The sequence below is a fragment of the Streptomyces sp. NPDC058751 genome, assembly GCF_042746485.1.
Taxonomy (GTDB): Bacteria; Actinomycetota; Actinomycetes; order Streptomycetales; family Streptomycetaceae; genus Streptomyces.
Window position 1 is genome coordinate 1 of record NZ_JBHYPZ010000012.1, and the last position, 17,353, is coordinate 17,353.

Consider the following 17,353-nt stretch of genomic DNA (forward strand, 5'->3'; position numbering starts at 1 on the left):
GGGGCGCGGGGGGGCGGGGCGCGGGCGGCGGCCCCCCCCGCCCTGGCGGGCCCCCCCCCCCCGCCGGGGCGCCGCCCCCCCCCCCGGGGGGGGCGGCCCCCCCCCCGGCCGGAGGTTCCGGGGAGGTCGCGGAGGGCTAGGCGGTACGGGCTGAGTCCCGGCCGGATCCGACGCACAGTGCCCAGATGACGAAGGCGTCGACGGCGATCAGCACGCTGGCCCACACAGGGGAGTACGGCAGCCACATGAAGTTGGCGACCATGGCCAGTCCCGCCAGGGTGATGCCGACGATCCGGGCCCACAGCATGCCGCGGAACACGGCGATGCCGGCGAAGACGATCAGGACGCCGAGGGTGAGGTGGATCCATCCCCAGCTCGTGAGGTTGAAGGTGTAGACGTAGTTGCGGGTGGTGACGAACACGTCGTCCTCGGCGATGGCGGCGATCCCCTGGAACACCGCCATCGCGCCTCCGAAGATCATCATGACTCCGGCGAAGGCGGTCCAGCCGGACACCCACGCCCCCGAACCGCCGGCGGTTCCCTGCCGGTGCATACCCGTCGTAGCCATTGCGAGCTCCTCGTGAGTAGACCTCGCCACCGACCGGGCTACGGTCGGTGGCCCACGTTTCAGCTTGCCATGGGAATGACGGACCGGCAGATCGTCGGGAAATGCCCCGGTGGGAAGGGGCCGATGTGCGGGGGAATCCGTTCGGTGTTCCAATGGACCTGCCCGGTGCGCCGAGACGAATTCGGCGCGCACAAGGGATCGAAACGAGGAACGAATCCCTTTCGGGCTCGTTCCGTATGCACTCGCGCCGGAAAGGAAACCACCGTGCCAGGTCTCCTCCGCGGGGTCGCCCGCACCGCCGTGGTGGCCGGTACGGCCACCGCCGTCTCGAACCGCGTGTCACGTCGTCAGCAGGGACGATGGGCGCAGCAGGAAGCACAGCAGCAGTACCAGTACCAGGAGCAGCAGGCCCCGCCTCCGCCCCCCGCCCCGGCCGACGAGATGACCAGCAAGATCGATCAGCTCAAGCAGCTGGGGGACCTCAAGGCCCAGGGCGTCCTCACCGAAGCCGAGTTCGAGGCGCAGAAGGCCCGGATCCTCGGCTGACCCGCACACGCCCGGCCGAGGATCCCCGTCGGGCCCCCTGACGAATCCCGGTGAGGAACCCCGACCGGGCCCGGCCGGTGTCCGAGGTCCTGGGGCGGCCCGCCCGGCGGCCGTCGTCAGCCCACCCGGTGGCCGTTCTCCAGCTCCGCCGTCCCCGAGCCCTCCGCCAGGACGTCGAGCGCGGTGAGGACGCGACGGCCCGTGGCGCCCGACAGATGGGAGGCCACGTCCGCGCGCGGCACCATCCGCCAGGACAGCAGCTCCTCCTCCTGCAGCCGGATCGCCTTGAGGTCCTGGTCGTCCAGCACCCCGCCGTCGTACAGATAGGCCACCAGGGGCGGGCGCTCCGGCCCCAGGATCCAGTCGACCGCCAGCAGCCGTCCGAGTTCCACGTCGAGCCCGATCTCCTCGGCCGTCTCGCGGCGCGCCCCCTGCCGTGGGCTCTCCCCGCTGTCCGACTCCACGGTCCCGCCCGGGAGCGTCCAGCCCGCGCGGTAGTTCGGTTCGACGAGCAGCACCCGCCCCTCGGCGTCCCGGAAGAGTGCGGCGGCCCCGGCGAGGACACGGGGCAGACCGGCGATATATGCGGCGTAGTCCGAAGTGCTCACCCCGGAAGGGTAACCAGGTCCGGCCCCGGACCCCCGGCTCAGACCCCGGCCAGCGCGACCGTGCGGGACGCGAGCTCGCTGATCCGCACCCCGTCGAAGCCGAACACCGCGCTGCGGACGGTGTCCTCCAGCGGCTCCTTCCACTGCGGGGGAATCGCCCGCGCGCCGCACAGGACGCCCGCGACGGAACCCGCGGTCGCGCCGTTCGAGTCGGTGTCCAGGCCGCCGCGGACCGTCAGCGTGATGGTGCGGGTGAAGTCGCCGTCGCCGTACAGCAGTCCGGCGGTCAGCACCGCCGCGTTCGGGACCGTGTGGATCCAGCCCATCCCCGCGGTCTCCTCGGACAACGCGGTGAGCGTGTCCTCCCAGGACAGCCCGGTCTCGTGGAGCGCGATCACCCGGCGCACGGTGCGGGACAGGCGGCTGCTCGCGGGGATCACGGTGAGCGCCGTCTCCAGCGCGTCCCGGACGGAGGCGGCGGTGAAGGCCGCGGAGATCAGCGCCGCCGCCCACATCGCGCCGTACACGCCGTTGCCGGTGTGGGACAGGACGGCGTCACGACGGGCCAGGGAGGCCGCGCGCAGCGGCAGCCCCGGGGACGTCCAGCCGTAGACGTCGGCGCGGATCAGCGCTCCGATCCACTCCTGGTACGGGTTCTCGTACGTCGCCGTCACCGGCGGCCTGAGTCCCTGGGCGAGGTTGCGGTAGGCGGCGCGCTCCGCCGTGAAGGTCTGGAGGTACGGAAGCCGCATCAGCCACAGGTCACCGACCTGCTCGGTGCTGAACGAGAAGCCGTACGTCTCCAGCAGGTCGAGTCCGAGGATCGCGTAGTCCACGTCGTCGTCGCGGCAACTGCCGTGGATGCGGCCGCGCACGCAGTCGCGCCACTCGGGCCGCAGCTCGAACTCGCCCCCGTCGCCGTCGTCGGCGGGCCCGGGGAGGTAGTCGGTCAGGGGCAGGGCCCCGGCCTGCCGCAGGTAGCGGTCGATCCGGTCCCGCGTCCAGTGGTCGCCCTGCTCGACCGGCTTGCCGAGCATGTTGCCCGCGATCCGGCCGAGCCAGCCCCCGAGGACGCGGTCGTCGAGGTCGGTGCCCTGAAGGGTCATGGCTCCGGTCTAACCGATTCCGGGCGGTCCCGCAGGCTGGGCAGGGGCATGACGGCGGGGGTCCGCTGCGGTTATGGTCGCAGCGGCGCGACTGCCTTGACGTGTGCGAGGCCCGGAAGCAAGGGGAGTGCAAGGTGGCGGACGCTGCTGTGGACCGGACCCCGCGTGTGCTCATCGCGGCGGACAAGTTCAAGGGATCGCTGACGGCCGTGCAGGTCGCGGAGCGGGTGACGGCCGGACTGCGCCGCGTCGCGCCGTACGCCGAGATCGAGTCGCTGCCCGTGGCCGACGGCGGCGACGGCACCGTCGACGCGGCGGTCGCGGCCGGGTTCGAGCGCCGCGAGGTGCGCGTCGCCGGGCCGCTGGGCCACGAGGTGACCGCCGCGTTCGCGCTGCGCGGGCGGACCGCGGTCGTGGAGATGGCCGAGGCGAGCGGGCTCCAGCGGCTGCCCAGGGGCGTCTTCGCGCCGCTCTCGGCCTCGACGTACGGCACCGGGGAACTGCTGCGCGCCGCGCTGGACGCCGGTGCCGACACCGTCGTCTTCGGCGTGGGCGGCAGCGCGACGACGGACGGCGGGGCGGGCATGCTCTCCGCGCTCGGCGCGCGCTTCCTCGACGCGGAGGGCGAGCCGGTGGCTCCCGGCGGCGCGGCGCTGGCCGACGTGGAGCGCGCCGATCTGTCCGGCCTCGACGACCGGCTCGCCGCCGTCGACCTCGTCCTCGCCAGCGACGTGGACAACCCGCTGACCGGTCCCGAGGGCGCGCCCGCCGTCTACGGCCCCCAGAAGGGCGCCGGTCCCGACGACGTGGCGGTGCTGGACACCGCCCTCGCCCACTTCGCGGGCGTCCTGGAGAAGGAGATCGGCCCGGGGGCCGCCGGGTACGCGGGCGCGCCCGGCGCCGGTGCCGCGGGTGGGGTCGGTTACGGGGCCCTGGTCCTCGGCGCCCGCTTCCGGCCCGGCATCGAGGTGATGCTCGACGTCCTCGGCTTCGCGCCCGCGCTGGAGCGCGCCACGCTGGTGATCACCGGTGAGGGGTCGCTGGACGAGCAGACCCTGCACGGCAAGGCGCCCGCCGGGGTCGCGGCGGCCGCCCGGGCGGAGGGCAAGGAGGTCGTCGCGGTCTGCGGCCGCCTCGCGCTCCCGCCCGAGGCGCTCGGCAGGGCCGGCATCCGGCGGGCCTATCCCCTCACCGGGGCCGAGCCCGACATCGCGCGGTGCCTCGCCGACGCCGGTCCGATCCTGGAGCGGGTGGCGGAGGACATCGGACGGGACTTCCTGGTCTGAGCACGGGTCCACGGCCACGGCGCGAGGGCAGTCGGCCCCCGGTCCGAGGACCGGGGGCCGGGGCCGACCGGTGTTCCTGCCGGACCCAGGTCCTGCCGGACCCAGGTCCTGGTGGTCCGAGGGCCGGGGCCGACGGCGTTCCCACCGGGCCTGCGACCTGCCGGTCCGGGCACCGGGGTCGACCGGCGTCCCCACAGGGCGCGCGCCCCGGCGGTCCGAGGGCCGGGGGCCGGCGGCTTTCCACCGGGGCCGCGGCTTGCCCGGCGTGCGTACGGTCCGGGCCCAGGGGCCAGGGTTCTCACCGCCCCGGCCCCGCCCCCGTGGCCGCCGTGGTGCCCGTCAGCCGGTAGGCGTCCAGGGCCAGGGTCATCTCGATCAGGTCGCGGGGGCGTGCCAGCGAGCGCGAGGTGAGCTGTTCCAGCCGGCGCAGGCGGTTGAAGACGGTGTTGCGGTGGCAGTACAGACGTCCTGCCGCGCGTCCCGCGGAACCCTCGCAGGCCAGCCACGCGTCCAGCGTCTCGATCAGCACGGCCCGGTCCCCGGGTTCGAGCTCCAGCAACGTGCCGAACACGTCCGACACCAGCCGGTCCGCCAGCTCCGGCTGGCTCACGACGAGCGCCGTCGGCATCCGCTGGTCGAGGCGTACGACACCGGTCGCGTCCGGCGGACAGGTACGCAGCGCCAGTTCGGCCCACCGCCTGGCCCGCCCCAGCTCGCCCAGACCCGACACCACGGGAGAGATGCCGCCCGGGCCCGAACGCCGCCCGTCCAGCAGCCCGGCCACCTTGTCCAGACCCTGTCCCGGGTCCAGCGCCACCACCGCGATCTCGCAGTCGGCCCGCATCCGCCAGATGAACCGCAGCCCCGCGCCCAGCACCGGCCGGACACGGGCGTCCCGTCCGTCGTGACGCTCCGCCCGCAGCACGACGACGGCGTACGGTCCGTGCTCGGGCAGATCGAGCCCGGCCGCCGCCCGTGCCGCGAGCCCCGGCGCCTCCTGGCCCTCGAGCAGCGCGTCGAGCAGGGCCTGCAACTGCTCGTCCGTGCGCCGCCGCAGCTCCCGTTCCGTGGCGAGGTAGGACTCCGAGGCGGCCCTGGCCTGCGCGTCCACCGCCGCCCACACCATCGTGGCGCACCGCGTGAGCACCGCGAGCCGCTCGGGCTCACGGCCCGCCGCGCTCTCCACCAGCGCGTCCCACACCAGATAGCCCGCGGCACGGTAGGCGTGCACGAGGAGTTCGAGCGGCAGCCCCTGCTGGGCCCGCCGCCGTCCCGCCTCCTCGGCGTGCTCCAGATCGCGGCGCGGTGAGTCCCGCGGCGCGGAGATCGCCTTGATGCCGATGCGCATCGCGGTCTCCGCCTCCCGCCACTGCTGGTCGTACGGCAGCACCTGCCCGTAGACGGGGGAGTACTCGGTGAGCTGCCTGAGGTGCTCGTCGACGAGCTCGGGCAGCCGTTCCAGCAGAGCCGCGCACGACTCCGCGAGCAGCTTCCAGTCATGACCGGTCCGCGGTCTGCGCCCTCCCATGGCCGGAGGATGCCACCGCGACGCGGGGTCGCACAGGCCCCTGACACGCGGTGTTGTGCGCGTGCACAACGGGCGGGCGCCACCGGTGGGCTCCCGCCGCGTTTGTGCCGCGGCCCGTGGACGGGGGTGTCCGCCGGTGCTGAGGTGAGCGCCACACCGGGTGAGAACAAGGGAGATGCCATGGGCGGTTCCGCTCTGCTCGTGCGGGAACTGTCGGTCGGATACGGCCCCGTACGCGCACTGCGTCATGTGTCGCTGGAGGTGCCCGAGGGGACCGTGGTGACGGTCCTCGGCGGCAACGGCGCGGGCAAGTCGACGCTGCTGCGGGCGGTGTGCCGCACCCTCTCCTTCCACGGGGGAGCGGTCACCGGCGGCACGGTCACCCTGGGCGGACGCCCGCTGGACCGGCTGCCGCCGGACCGGGTGGTGGCCGCCGGGGTGTCCCAGGTCCCGGAAGGGCGGCGGGTGTTCAGCCGCATGACGGTCGCGGACAACCTGCGTGCCGGAGCGCTCGGCGGCACCGGGGGCCGCGCCGGCAGGGCCCGCGCCCTGCGGCGCGTGCACGACCTGTTCCCCGTCCTCGCCGACCGCGCCGGTCAGCGGGCGGGGCTGCTGTCCGGCGGGGAGCAGCAGATGCTCGCCGTCGGCCGGGCGCTCATGGGCGCCCCCAGGGTGCTGCTGCTCGACGAGCCCTCCCTCGGGCTCGCCCCGCTGATGGCCGCACGGATCGCCGACACCGTGCGGGAGATCAACGAACAGGGCACCTCCGTCCTGCTCGTCGAACAGAACGCGGCCCTCGCCCTGCGCCTCGCCTCCCGTGCCTACGTCCTGGAGGTCGGCGAGGTCACCTTGTCCGGTCCCGCGGACGAACTCGCCGCCTCCGACGAGGTGCGCCGCCGCTATCTCGGCGTGGTCGACGAGGACGCCGCTGCCGACGGTGCGGCCACGCCCGAGGGCGTTCCCTCCCTGTCCCGCTGGAAGGGGTGAACCCACCGTGGAAGAACGCGACACCGCGGCCGCTGCGGGGACCGCGGCGGCCCGCACGGCCGCTCCGGAGACCGCCGCGGCCTCCCCGGACGCACGGACGGCCCCGCCCTCCGGCGTCCCGTCGCTCGACGTCAGGGACGTGACCGTCCGCTTCGCAGGACTGACCGCGCTCGACGGCGTGAGCTTCAGCGTGCGGCCGGGCACCGTGCACGCCCTCATCGGCCCGAACGGCGCCGGGAAGTCCACCTGTTTCAACGTGCTGTCCGGCGTGTGCCGGCCCGCCGCCGGGAGCGTCCGTCTCGGACAGCAGGAGCTCACCGGTCTGCCGCCCCACAGGATCGCCGGGCTCGGCGTGGCCCGGATCTTCCAGAACCTCGCCCTGCCCCCGCACGCCACCGTCGAGGACAGCCTGCTGCTCGGCCGGCACCGGCTGACCCGCGCCGGGTTCCTCGCCGCCGGACTGCGGCTGCCCTCGGCGGCCCGCGAGGACCGGCGCCACCGCGAACGCGTCCGCGAGATCGCCGCGTTCGTGGGCCTGGAGCGGCAGCTCGGCCGGCCCGCCGGATCACTGCCGTACGGACAGCAGAAGCTCGCCGAGCTCGCCCGGGCGCTGTGCATGGAACCCCGGGTCCTGCTCCTGGACGAACCCGTCGCCGGCATGACCGCCGACGAACGGCGCCGTACCGCCGCGGTCGTCGCGGGGGTCCGCGACAGCCTCGGCATCTCGATCGTGCTCGTGGAACACGACATGGGGGTGGTGATGCGGCTCGCGGACGCGGTGACCGTACTGGACTTCGGGCGCCGGATCGCCGACGGCGCCCCCGCCGACGTACAGAACGATCCGGCGGTCGTACGCGCCTACCTGGGCGAGCACACCGGACCGGAGGAGACCCAGTCATGAGTACTTTCGCCGAACTCCTTCTCAACGGACTGTCGTTGGGCTCCGTCTACGCCCTCGTCGCCCTCGGATTCGTCGTCATCTTCCGGGCCACCGAGGTCGTCAACTTCGCGCACGCCTCCCTGCTTCTGGCGGGCGGCTACGTCACCGCGGTCCTCCACGACGACATCGGCTTCTGGCCCGCCCTGCTCGCCGGGGCCGCGGGCGCCGCGACCGTGGGCGCCGCCGTCGAGTTCCTGGTGATGCGCCGCTACCGGGGCTCCGACCAGAGCGTCCTCGCGATCGTCACCATCGGCGTCGACATCCTGCTCACCACCGAACTGACCCGCAGGATCGGCACGGACGTCCTGGTGCCCGGCGACCCCTGGGGCGACGCGGTCCTCACCGTCGGCCCCGTCACCGTCGCCCACACCCGGATCGCGGCCTTCGTCACCGCGTCCCTGCTCATCACGGTCTTCCTGCTGGCCTTCCGGTACACCTCCTGGGGCGTGGCGATGCGTGCCGCGGCCGAGAGCCCGGAGACCGCCGCCCTGATGGGCGTGCGGCTCGGCCGGGTGTCGCTGGGGGCGTGGGCGGTGGCCGGCGGGCTCGCGGCCGTCGCCGCGCTGTTCCTGACCGTCTTCCCGACACCGGGGCTGGAACGCGCCACCTCGCTCGCCGCGCTCAAGGCCTTCCCCGCGGCGATCCTCGGCGGCCTCGACTCGACGACCGGCGCGCTGGTGGGCGGACTCCTCGTCGGCGTCACCGAGTCCCTGGCCACCGGCTACCAGAGCGACCTCACCTTCCTCGGACGCGGACTCGGCGACCTCGCTCCCTACCTGGTCATGGTCGCGATCCTGCTCATCCGGCCCGCCGGGCTGTTCGGCACGAAGGAGCTCGCCCGTGTCTGAGGTCCTCATCCACGACGAAGCGGGCAGCGCGACCGGCCCGGCCCGCCGGCGCACGGTCCGGCTGCCCGCGGCCCGGACCGCCGGCGGGGCGGCGGGCGCCGTCCTGCTGCTCGCGCTGCCCTTCTACGTCGACCGCTTCTGGTTGCAGGCCGGACTGTTCGCGATGGCCGCGGCGATCGGCGCCATCGGCCTGAACCTCCTCACCGGCGCGACCGGGCAGCTCTCCATGGGGCACGCCTTCTTCCTCGCGGTCGGCGCGTACGGCTACTGCGTGTTCGCCGCCGACGGGGGCGACGGGTTCACCGGGCTCGGCCTGCCGGCCTGGCTCGCGGCCGTGCTCGCCGTGGCCCTCTCCGGGGTCGCCGGTGGCCTGTTCAGCCCGATCGCGGGGCGGCTGCGCGGCGCCTACCTCGGCATCGCCACGCTCGCCCTGATCTTCATCGGCCAGCACGTCCTGTTCAACGCCCGGGACCTGACGGGCGGCTTCAACGGCCGCGACGTACCGCCGCTCAGCCTCTTTGGCCTCACCTTCGACGACCGCGAGCTGGTCGTCGCGAACGTGCCCTTCGGCTCGGCCGAGAAGCTCTGGTACGTGGGGCTGCTGCTGCTCCTCGGATGCGGGCTGTTCGCCCGCGGGGTGCTGCGCGGCCGGCCCGGCCGGGCGATGAACGCGATCCGCGACCACCGGATCGCCGCCGGGGTGCTCGGCGTGCCCGTCGCCCGCTACCGCGCCGGCGTCTTCGTCCTGTCCTCGATGTACGCGGGCCTGGCCGGGGTGCTGCTGGCCCTGGTCTTCCAGCGCACGGTGCCCGACTACTTCGGGATCACCCTCTCGCTCGACTACCTCGCCATGATCGTCATCGGTGGGCTCGGCTCGTGGGCGGGGGCGGTGGCCGGGGCCGTGTTCGTCTCGCTGCTGCCCCAGGTGCTGACCCGCTACAGCGACACCCTCCCCCTGGTCTCCGACCCGGGCACGGGCGGGATCGCGCCGGGCGAGGCGGCCCGGTACCTGTACGGCGCCGCCGTCGTGGCGGTGGTGCTCTTTCTTCCGGGCGGCCTGGTCAGGGTGGCCGCCCGGCTGCGCGTCAAGCCCCGTCCCGGGGCCCGCGTCACGCCCCGTCCCGGGGCCACCGAAGGGGAGGAACGATGAGTTCGACACACACCGCGAGGCTGGCCGCAGGGGCGCTGGCCGCCCTGCTCGTGCTGGCCGGATGCAGCTCCAAGGCCAAGGACGGCGACGACGGCGAGGGGTCGGCCGGCGGGGTGAGGACCGGCGAGGGGATCTCGGGGAAGACGATCAGCCTCGGAGTGCTCACCGACATGAGCGGGGTCTATGCGACCCTCGGCAAGAGCGTCACCCAGGCCCAGCAGCTCTACGTGAAGCAGACCAACGCCGCCGGCGGTGTCTGCGGCTACAAGCTGGCCCTGACGGTCCGCGACCACGGCTACGACCCGCAGAAGGCCGTCTCCGGCTACACGGAGCTGGCGCCGAAGGTGCTGGGCTTCACCCAGTTCATCGGCTCGCCGTTCGTCGCCGCCGTCAAGCAGCGCATCGACGGCCAGGACAAGGCGTTGGTCCTGCCGCAGGCGTGGTCGGCCACCCTGCTGGGCAGCCCCTACATCCGGCCCATCGGCGCCACGTACGACATCGAGACGATCAACGCGATCGACTTCCTGATGAAGGAGAAGGGGCTGAAGAAGGGCGACAGCATCGGCCACGTGTACTTCGAGGGCGACTACGGCGAGAACGCCCTGACGGGCTCCCGGTACATGGCGAAGCAGGCCGGTCTCAAGGTCGTCGAGCAGAAGATCAAGCCGACGGACAACGACATGACCGGCCAGGTCGTCGCGCTGAAGAAGGCCGGGGTGAAGGCCGTGGTCATCAGCGCGGGCCCGCGGCAGGCGGCCTCGCTCGTCGGGGTCGCGGCGGCCGGCAAGTTCGACGTTCCGATCATCGGCAACAACTCGGCGTTCGCCCCGCAGCTCCTGGCCACCGCCGCGGCCCCGGCCCTGGAGGCGAACTACTACGTCGCGAACCCCTCGCTGCCGATCGGCGCGGACACCCCGAAGGCGAAGAAGCTGGTCGCGGACTACAAGGCCGCCTATCCGAAGGACTCCCTGGACAACGGCGTGGTGGCCGGCTGGACGGCCGCGACGGCGTTCGGCGAGGCGCTGAAGAAGGCCTGCGCGGCCAAGGACCTCACCCGTGCGGGCGTCGACAAGGCCCTGCTGACCATCGACGCCCTCGACACGGGGTTCGGCATCCCCCAGGACTTCACCGACCCGAAGGCGGCGTCGTCGAAGGAGAGCGTCATCCTGCAGCCCGACAAGAAGGCCGTGGGCGGGATGAAGGTCGTCCGTGACGCGGAGGCGTCGTCCGTCGCCCAGGGGTACACACCCGGCGCCTGACACCGGCGCGCGCCCGGCGCATGCTCCACCGCGCCCCCGCGCGGGGGCGCGGTGGAGAGGCGGGCTCCGCCCAAGCGGAAGGGCCCCGAACCGAGTGGTTCGGGGCCCTTCCGCGTCGTACGGGGTGTTACGAGGTGTTACGGGAGCTGGGCGGCTCGTGCCTCACGGCGGTTGCCCCGGAAGTTGTTCACCCGGCGGGCCGTGGCGAACAGCGGGATCACCGCGCCCATGACGAGCTGCAGTGCGCAGCCGGTCTGGAGGAGGAGCTGCCCGCCGGGAGCGTCGAACGCCCAGGCCGCCAGGAGCGCCATCGAGAGCACGATCCAGGAGAGCATCGCCACCGCGAGGCGGCCGCGCGGCTTGGGGTACTCGACCCGGCTCACCATCAGCCAGGCGGTGCCCATGATCGCCATGAGCGTGGCGACGAAGGGCAGCTCGAGCAGGATGATCGAGACCACCGTCAGCGCGCCGAACGGGCTCGGCATGCCCTGGAACGTGCCGTCCTTCACCGTGACGCAGGAGAATCTCGCGAGCCTCAGCACCACGGCCAGGAGCACCACGATCGCTCCGACCGCCGCCACCTTCTGGTAGGCGTCGTCGGCGACCATGCCGTAGACCAGCACGAAGTACGCCGGCGCGAGGCCGAAGCTGATCAGGTCGGACAGGTTGTCCAGCTCGGCGCCCATGGGGGAGGAGCGCAGCTTGCGGGCCACCAGGCCGTCGAACAGGTCGAAGACCGCGGCGCAGAGCATGAGGATCACGGCCGTCGCGGCGGAGTGGTGGGCCATGCCCGACTCGTCGCTGCCCGTGAGGTGCGGGATCAGGATGCCCGTGGTGGTGTAGTACACCGCCATGAAGCCGCAGGTGGCGTTGCCGAGGGTGAGCGTGTCCGCTATCGAGAGGCGGAGCGAGAGGGGCATCTCCTCCTCGTCGTCCGCCTCGTCGGCCTCCGGCGCCCAGCCGGCCTGTGTCTCGGGATCAATCACGGTCAATTCGAGTCACCCCAGCCACGGTCTTCTGACCGACCTCCACGTCGACCTCGACACCCTCGGGGAGGTAGATGTCGACGCGCGAGCCGAAGCGGATCAGACCGATCCGGTCGCCCTGCTCGACCTTCGTCCCCTGCGGGATGTAGGGCACGATGCGACGGGCGACGGCGCCGGCGATCTGGATCATCTCGATGTCACCGAGCTCGGTGTCGAAGTGCCAGACGACGCGCTCGTTGTTCTCGCTCTCCTTGTTGAACGCCGGAACGAACCCACCGGGGATGTGCTCGACCGACGTGACCGTGCCGGAGAGGGGCGCGCGGTTGACGTGGACGTTGAGCGGGCTCATGAAGATCGCGACGCGGGTGCGTCCGTCCTTCCACGGCATGATGCTCTGCACCACACCGTCGGCGGGCGAGATGACACGACCCTGCGTGATCTCGCGCTCGGGGTCGCGGAAGAACCACAGCATCCCGGCCGCGAGCGCGGTGGCGGGTACGGCCACGGCCTTGGCCGCGCCGGAACGGCGCGAACGGGCCAGGCTGAGTGCTGCGGTGGCAACGGTCGGGAAAAGCCACGGCGATGCTCCGCGCGCGAGGCGGACCCGGCCGCGAGGTGCAGAGGTTTGGCTGTGGGGCATGGATGACCTTCGTAGCGGATGATGCCGCGCTCGGACGGGGGACGGCGGCTTTCACGCGATCGTACCGGTCGCAGACCGCAACTGGGCAAGCCAAGATGCGGAGTCGACGGCTGAAGAGAGCTGACGGGGTGTGATCCTCTTCTCAAAGAAAACACCCCGAACCCGGACATCTAGCCCTGGAGTCGATACTCTTCGAGCAGCCGGCGCCCGATGATCATTTTCTGGATCTCGGCGGTACCTTCGCCGATCAGCAGCATCGGTGCCTCGCGGTAGAGGCGCTCGATCTCGTACTCCTTGGAGAAGCCGTAGCCGCCGTGGATCCGGAACGCATCTTCCACGACCTCTTTGCAGTACTCGGAGGCGAGGTACTTCGCCATCCCTGCTTCGAGGTCGTTTCGTTCCCCGGAGTCCTTTTTGCGAGCTGCGTTCACCATCATTGCATGAGCGGCCTCGACCTTGGTAGCCATCTCGGCCAGCTTGAACTGGATCGCCTGGTGCTGGGCGATCGCCTTGCCGAAAGTGTGACGTTGCTGGGCGTACGAGACACCGAGCTCGAACGCACGCTGTGCGACGCCGCAGCCACGGGCCGCGACGTTGACGCGGCCGACCTCGACTCCGTCCATCATTTGGTAAAACCCTCGGCCGGTGGTGCCCCCGAGGACCCGATTGGCCGGAATGCGCAGTCCGTCCATGATGAGTTCGGTGGTGTCGACCCCCTTGTAACCCATCTTGTCGATCTTCCCGGGGATGGTCAGACCGGGGCGGACCTCACCGAAGCCCGGCTCCTTCTCCACGAGGAAGGTCGTCATCGACTTGTGGGGCGCCGTGCCCTCGGGGTGTCCTTCGTCACTTCTGACGAGAACGGCCACCAGGGTCGAGGATCCGCCGTTCGTCAGCCACATCTTCTGGCCGTTCAGGACGTACTCGTCGCCGTCCTTGACCGCCTTGGACGTGATCGCCGACACGTCCGAGCCGAGCCCCGGCTCCGACATCGAGAAGGCACCGCGCACCTCACCGAGGGCCATGCGGGGCAGGAAGTACTCCTTCTGCTCCTGGGTCCCGTGCTGCTTGAGCATGTACGCCACGATGAAGTGGGTGTTGATGATGCCGGAGACCGACATCCAGCCGCGGGCGATCTCCTCGACGCACAGCGCGTAGGTGAGGAGCGACTCGCCCAGGCCCCCGTACTCCTCGGGGATCATCAGACCGAACAGACCCAGCTCCTTGAGCCCGTCGACGATCGCTTGCGGGTACTCGTCGCGGTGCTCCAGCTCGGTGGCGACCGGGATGATCTCCTTGTCCACGAAATCGCGGACCGTGGAGAGGATCTCCTGCTGGACGTCGGTCAGACCGGCGGTCTGGGCGAGTCGCGCCATGACTACTTCTCCGTCTTCTTCTCCGCCGGGGCGGTGAGTTCGGGCCGGCCGGGCTGCTCGCCGCCGCGCTCCTTGATGTACGTCTCGGTGGGGACCATCACCTTGCGGCGGAACACGCAGACCAGCGTGCCGTCCTGCTTGTAGCCCTTGGTCTCCACGTAGACGATCCCGCGGTCCGACTTGGACCGGGAGGGCGTCTTGTCGAGGACCGTGGTCTCGCCGTAGATCGTGTCGCCGTGGAAGGTCGGCGCCACGTGCCTCAGCGACTCGATCTCCAGGTTGGCGATCGCCTTGCCGGAGACGTCCGGCACGGACATGCCGAGCAGCAGCGAGTAGATGTAGTTCCCGACGACGACGTTCCTGCCGAAATCGGTCGTCTTCTCCGCATAGTTGCTGTCCATGTGGAGCGGGTGGTGGTTCATGGTCAGCAGGCAGAAGAGGTGGTCGTCGTACTCCGTGACCGTCTTCCCGGGCCAGTGCTTGTAGACCGCCCCGACCTCGAACTCTTCGTAGGTGCGTCCGAACTGCATGGTGCTCAGGCCTCCGGGGCTTCGAACGAGGTGGTGCGCTGCATGCCGGCGGCCCGGCCCTTGCCCGAGATGACGAGCGCCATCTTGCGGCTGGCCTCGTCGATCATCTCGTCGCCGAGCATCGCGGAGCCCTTCTTGCCGCCGGCCTCGGACGTGTAGTAGTCGTACGCGTCCAGGATCAGCTCGGCGTGGTCGAAGTCCTCCTGCGAGGGGGAGAAGATCTCGTTCGAGGCCTCCACCTGGCCCGGGTGCAGCACCCACTTGCCGTCGAAGCCGAGCGCGGCGGCGCGCTGGGCCACCGCCTTGTAGCCGTCGATGTTGCGGATCTGGAGGTAGGGGCCGTCGATCGCCTGGAGGTTGTTGGCACGGGCGGCCATCAGGATCTTCATCAGGATGTAGTGGTAGGCGTCCGCCGGGTAGCCGGGCGGCTGCTCGCCCACGACCAGCGACTTCATGTTGATCGACGCCATGAAGTCGGCCGGGCCGAAGATGATCGTCTCCACGCGCTGCGAGGCGGTGGCGATCGCGTTGACGTTGTTCAGGCCCTGGGCGTTCTCGATCTGCGCCTCGATGCCGATCTTGCCGACCTCGAAGCCCATCGTCTTCTCGATCTGCGTCAGCAGCAGGTCGAGGGCGACGACCTGCTCGGCCGTCTGCACCTTCGGCAGCATGATGCAGTCGAGGTTCTGGCCCGCGCCCTCGACGACCGTGACGACGTCGCGGTACGTCCACTCGGTCGTCCAGTCGTTGACGCGCACGACCCGGGTCTTGCCGGTCCAGTCGCCCTCGTTGAGGAACTTGACGATGGTGTGCCGGGCGTCGGGCTTGGCCAGCGGCGCGCACGCGTCCTCCAGGTCGAGGAAGACCTGGTCCGCGGGCAGCCCCTGGGCCTTCTCCAGGAAGCGCGGGTTGCTGCCCGGCACGGCGAGACAGGAACGCCTGGGACGCAGACGGTTCACGGGCGTGGTCATGCGGGGACCTCCAGGGGGTCGAGCTTGTTCGCTTTCCGGATCTCGTCGACGATACGGCCGATGATTCCGGTGATGTCGAAGTCCTTCGGTGTGAAGACCGCGGCCACTCCCGCGGCCCGCAGCTGATCGGCGTCCGCGTTCGGGATGATCCCGCCCGCGATCACCGGGATGTCGCCCGCGCCGGCCGTGCGCAGCTTCTCCAGGACGTCCGGGACGAGCTGGGCGTGCGAGCCGGACAGGATCGACAGGCCCACGGCGTGCACGTCCTCGGCCACGGCCGCGTCCACGATCTGCTCGGGGGTGAGCCGGATGCCCTGGTAGACCACCTCGAAGCCGGCGTCACGGGCCCGCACGGCGATCTGCTCGGCGCCGTTGGAGTGCCCGTCCAGGCCCGGCTTGCCCACCAGGAAACGGAGGTTGCCGGCGCCGAGGTCCTTGGCGGTCAGCTCCACCTTGCGGCGCACCAGGGCGAGCGCGGTGCCCTCCTCCGCGGTGACCGCGACGGGCGCCGAGGAGACACCGGTCGGGGCGCGGAACTCGCCGAACACCTCGCGCAGGGCCCCGGCCCACTCGCCGGTGGTGACACCGGCGCGGGCGCACTCCAGGGTGGCCTCCATGAGGTTGCCGGTGCCCTTCGCGGCCTCCTTCAGCCGCTCCAGCGCCTTGCACGGACGCGGGTGGTTGAAGGGGGGCTGGTACCGCGTGTCGCGCCAGGTCCCGAGCGCGGAGATCGCCTGGGCCTCGACCGAGGGGTCGACCGTCATGATCGCCGCGTCGAGGTCCGCCGTGAGCGGGTTCGGCTCGGTCGACTCGAAGACGTTGACGCCGACGATCTTGTCGGTGCCGCCCTCGATACGGGCCCGGCGCTCGGCGTGCGAGGAGACGAGCTGCGACTTGAGGTAGCCGGACTCGACGGCGGCCATCGCGCCGCCCATCTCCTCGATCCGCGCGATCTCGGCCAGCGACTCCTCGACGAGGGCGGTCACCTTGGCCTCGACCACGTGCGAGCCCTCGAAGATGTCCTCGTACTCCAGCAGGTCGCTCTCGTGCGCCAGCACCTGCTGGATGCGCAGCGACCACTGCTGGTCCCACGGGCGGGGCAGGCCCAGCGCCTCGTTCCAGGCGGGCAGCTGCACGGCACGCGCGCGAGCGTCCTTGGACAGGGTGACGGCCAGCATCTCCAGGACGATCCGCTGGACGTTGTTCTCCGGCTGCGCCTCGGTCAGACCGAGGGAGTTGACCTGGACGCCGTACCGGAAGCGCCGCTGCTTGGGGTCCTCGATGCCGTACCGCTCGCACGTGATCTTGTCCCAGATCCGCCCGAACGCCCGCATCTTGCACATCTCCTCGATGAAGCGGACGCCCGCGTTCACGAAGAAGGAGATGCGGGCCACGACATCGCCCTTGCGGTTCTCGGAGATCTGCCCGGACGCGAACACCGCGTCCAGGACGGCGATCGCGGTGGACATCGCGTACGCGATCTCCTGGACCGGCGTGGCGCCCGCCTCCTGCAGGTGGTAGCTGCAGATGTTGATCGGGTTCCACTTGGGGATGTGGTTGACCGTGTACGTGATCATGTCCGTCGTCAGACGGAGGGAGGGCCCCGGCGGGAAGACGTGCGTCCCCCGCGAGAGGTACTCCTTCACGATGTCGTTCTGGGTCGTGCCCTGGAGCTTGGTGATGTCCGCACCCTGCTCCTCGGCGACGACCTGATAGAGCGCCAGCAGCCACATGGCGGTGGCGTTGATGGTCATCGAGGTGTTCATCTGCTCCAGGGGGATGTCCTGGAACAGCCGGCGCATGTCACCGAGGTGCGAGACCGGCACGCCGACCCGGCCGACCTCGCCGCGGGCGAGGACGTGGTCGGGGTCGTAGCCGGTCTGCGTGGGCAGGTCGAAGGCCACGGAGAGCCCTGTCTGCCCCTTGGCGAGGTTACGCCGGTACAACTCGTTGGACGCCTCGGCCGTGGAGTGGCCGGCGTACGTGCGCATGAGCCACGGCCGGTCCTTCTGGCGCTCTGTCAT

Annotated in this window: 17 protein-coding genes; 7 read left to right on the forward strand and 10 right to left on the reverse strand. The window is 71.4% G+C overall.

Annotation, left to right across the window (positions count from 1 at the left end):
- Positions 1-136 precede the first annotated feature (136 nt).
- Positions 137-568: a hypothetical protein gene (locus ACFW6B_RS13675; protein ID WP_386595358.1), complete on the reverse strand. Its 432-nt coding sequence runs from the start codon at positions 566-568 to the stop codon at positions 137-139.
- A gap of 264 nt (positions 569-832) precedes the next feature.
- Here ACFW6B_RS13675 and ACFW6B_RS13680 point away from each other — a divergent pair, with 264 nt between their 5' ends.
- On the forward strand, positions 833-1,114 hold the full coding sequence (locus tag ACFW6B_RS13680) for an SHOCT domain-containing protein (protein WP_386595360.1): 282 nt from the start codon (positions 833-835) through the stop codon (positions 1,112-1,114).
- Between the two features lie 116 nt (positions 1,115-1,230).
- On the opposite strand, the gene ACFW6B_RS13685 is transcribed toward ACFW6B_RS13680, so the two are convergent.
- Positions 1,231-1,722, reverse strand: a complete 492-nt coding sequence (locus ACFW6B_RS13685; protein ID WP_386595362.1) for an NUDIX domain-containing protein — start codon at positions 1,720-1,722, stop codon at positions 1,231-1,233.
- A 38-nt stretch (positions 1,723-1,760) separates the two neighbouring features.
- The gene (locus ACFW6B_RS13690; protein WP_386595364.1) at positions 1,761-2,828 is read right to left on the reverse strand and encodes an ADP-ribosylglycohydrolase family protein; all 1,068 of its coding nucleotides are present in this window, start codon (positions 2,826-2,828) and stop codon (positions 1,761-1,763) included.
- A 167-nt stretch (positions 2,829-2,995) separates the two neighbouring features.
- On the opposite strand from ACFW6B_RS13690, the gene ACFW6B_RS13695 reads away from it, so the two are divergent.
- The gene (locus tag ACFW6B_RS13695; protein WP_386595659.1) at positions 2,996-4,114 is read left to right on the forward strand and encodes a glycerate kinase; all 1,119 of its coding nucleotides are present in this window, start codon (positions 2,996-2,998) and stop codon (positions 4,112-4,114) included.
- 298 nt (positions 4,115-4,412) lie between these two features.
- On the opposite strand, the gene ACFW6B_RS13700 is transcribed toward ACFW6B_RS13695, so the two are convergent.
- Positions 4,413-5,642, reverse strand: a complete 1,230-nt coding sequence (locus ACFW6B_RS13700; RefSeq protein ID WP_386595366.1) for a PucR family transcriptional regulator — start codon at positions 5,640-5,642, stop codon at positions 4,413-4,415.
- 180 nt (positions 5,643-5,822) lie between these two features.
- Here ACFW6B_RS13700 and ACFW6B_RS13705 point away from each other — a divergent pair, with 180 nt between their 5' ends.
- From ACFW6B_RS13705 to ACFW6B_RS13725, 5 genes are all read left to right on the forward strand, one after another.
- A complete protein-coding gene (locus tag ACFW6B_RS13705; protein WP_386595368.1) occupies positions 5,823-6,629 on the forward strand; it encodes an ABC transporter ATP-binding protein in 807 nt (268 codons plus the stop codon).
- A gap of 139 nt (positions 6,630-6,768) precedes the next feature.
- The gene (locus tag ACFW6B_RS13710) at positions 6,769-7,530 is read left to right on the forward strand and encodes an ABC transporter ATP-binding protein (protein WP_386595662.1); all 762 of its coding nucleotides are present in this window, start codon (positions 6,769-6,771) and stop codon (positions 7,528-7,530) included.
- Positions 7,527-8,417, forward strand: coding sequence for a branched-chain amino acid ABC transporter permease (locus ACFW6B_RS13715; protein WP_386595370.1), 891 nt, complete (start codon positions 7,527-7,529; stop codon positions 8,415-8,417). The genes ACFW6B_RS13710 and ACFW6B_RS13715 overlap by 4 nt, the downstream gene beginning before the upstream one ends.
- Positions 8,410-9,567 carry a branched-chain amino acid ABC transporter permease gene (locus ACFW6B_RS13720; RefSeq protein WP_386595372.1) on the forward strand — a complete coding sequence of 386 codons (1,158 nt, stop codon included), beginning with the start codon at positions 8,410-8,412 and terminating at the stop codon, positions 9,565-9,567. The genes ACFW6B_RS13715 and ACFW6B_RS13720 overlap by 8 nt, the downstream gene beginning before the upstream one ends.
- A complete protein-coding gene (locus ACFW6B_RS13725; protein WP_386595374.1) occupies positions 9,564-10,826 on the forward strand; it encodes an ABC transporter substrate-binding protein in 1,263 nt (420 codons plus the stop codon). Before ACFW6B_RS13720 ends, ACFW6B_RS13725 begins: the two co-directional genes overlap by 4 nt.
- 137 nt (positions 10,827-10,963) lie before the next feature.
- Here the strand turns inward: ACFW6B_RS13725 and pssA are convergent, their stop codons facing one another.
- From pssA to ACFW6B_RS13755, 6 genes are all read right to left on the reverse strand, one after another.
- On the reverse strand, positions 10,964-11,746 hold the full coding sequence (gene pssA / locus ACFW6B_RS13730; protein ID WP_386595664.1) for a CDP-diacylglycerol--serine O-phosphatidyltransferase: 783 nt from the start codon (positions 11,744-11,746) through the stop codon (positions 10,964-10,966).
- 58 nt (positions 11,747-11,804) lie between these two features.
- A complete protein-coding gene (locus tag ACFW6B_RS13735) occupies positions 11,805-12,452 on the reverse strand; it encodes a phosphatidylserine decarboxylase (RefSeq protein ID WP_386595376.1) in 648 nt (215 codons plus the stop codon).
- 170 nt (positions 12,453-12,622) lie between these two features.
- Entirely contained in the window at positions 12,623-13,828 is a 1,206-nt protein-coding gene (locus ACFW6B_RS13740) for an acyl-CoA dehydrogenase family protein (protein ID WP_386595378.1), read from the reverse strand.
- 2 nt (positions 13,829-13,830) lie between these two features.
- On the reverse strand, positions 13,831-14,358 hold the full coding sequence (locus tag ACFW6B_RS13745) for a MaoC family dehydratase (RefSeq protein WP_386595380.1): 528 nt from the start codon (positions 14,356-14,358) through the stop codon (positions 13,831-13,833).
- Positions 14,359-14,363: 5 nt separating this feature from the next.
- Positions 14,364-15,329, reverse strand: a complete 966-nt coding sequence (locus ACFW6B_RS13750) for an HpcH/HpaI aldolase/citrate lyase family protein (RefSeq protein ID WP_386595383.1) — start codon at positions 15,327-15,329, stop codon at positions 14,364-14,366.
- Positions 15,326-17,353 carry a protein meaA gene (locus tag ACFW6B_RS13755; RefSeq protein WP_386595385.1) on the reverse strand — a complete coding sequence of 676 codons (2,028 nt, stop codon included), beginning with the start codon at positions 17,351-17,353 and terminating at the stop codon, positions 15,326-15,328. The genes ACFW6B_RS13750 and ACFW6B_RS13755 overlap by 4 nt, the downstream gene beginning before the upstream one ends.

Excerpts from the sequence above, each read along its gene's own strand:
- ACFW6B_RS13675 (WP_386595358.1), bottom strand. The coding sequence starts at position 568 with ATGGCTACGACGGGTATGCACCGGCAGGGAACCGCCGGCGGTTCGGGG.
- ACFW6B_RS13690 (WP_386595364.1), bottom strand. The coding sequence starts at position 2,828 with ATGACCCTTCAGGGCACCGACCTCGACGACCGCGTCCTCGGGGGCTGG.
- ACFW6B_RS13700 (WP_386595366.1), bottom strand. The coding sequence starts at position 5,642 with ATGGGAGGGCGCAGACCGCGGACCGGTCATGACTGGAAGCTGCTCGCG.
- ACFW6B_RS13705 (WP_386595368.1), top strand. The coding sequence starts at position 5,823 with ATGGGCGGTTCCGCTCTGCTCGTGCGGGAACTGTCGGTCGGATACGGC.
- ACFW6B_RS13715 (WP_386595370.1), top strand. The coding sequence starts at position 7,527 with ATGAGTACTTTCGCCGAACTCCTTCTCAACGGACTGTCGTTGGGCTCC.
- ACFW6B_RS13725 (WP_386595374.1), top strand. The coding sequence starts at position 9,564 with ATGAGTTCGACACACACCGCGAGGCTGGCCGCAGGGGCGCTGGCCGCC.
- pssA (WP_386595664.1), bottom strand. The coding sequence starts at position 11,746 with ATGCCCCTCTCGCTCCGCCTCTCGATAGCGGACACGCTCACCCTCGGC.
- ACFW6B_RS13735 (WP_386595376.1), bottom strand. The coding sequence starts at position 12,452 with ATGCCCCACAGCCAAACCTCTGCACCTCGCGGCCGGGTCCGCCTCGCG.
- ACFW6B_RS13740 (WP_386595378.1), bottom strand. The coding sequence starts at position 13,828 with ATGGCGCGACTCGCCCAGACCGCCGGTCTGACCGACGTCCAGCAGGAG.
- ACFW6B_RS13745 (WP_386595380.1), bottom strand. The coding sequence starts at position 14,358 with ATGCAGTTCGGACGCACCTACGAAGAGTTCGAGGTCGGGGCGGTCTAC.
- ACFW6B_RS13750 (WP_386595383.1), bottom strand. The coding sequence starts at position 15,329 with ATGACCACGCCCGTGAACCGTCTGCGTCCCAGGCGTTCCTGTCTCGCC.
- ACFW6B_RS13755 (WP_386595385.1), bottom strand. The coding sequence starts at position 17,353 with ATGACAGAGCGCCAGAAGGACCGGCCGTGGCTCATGCGCACGTACGCC.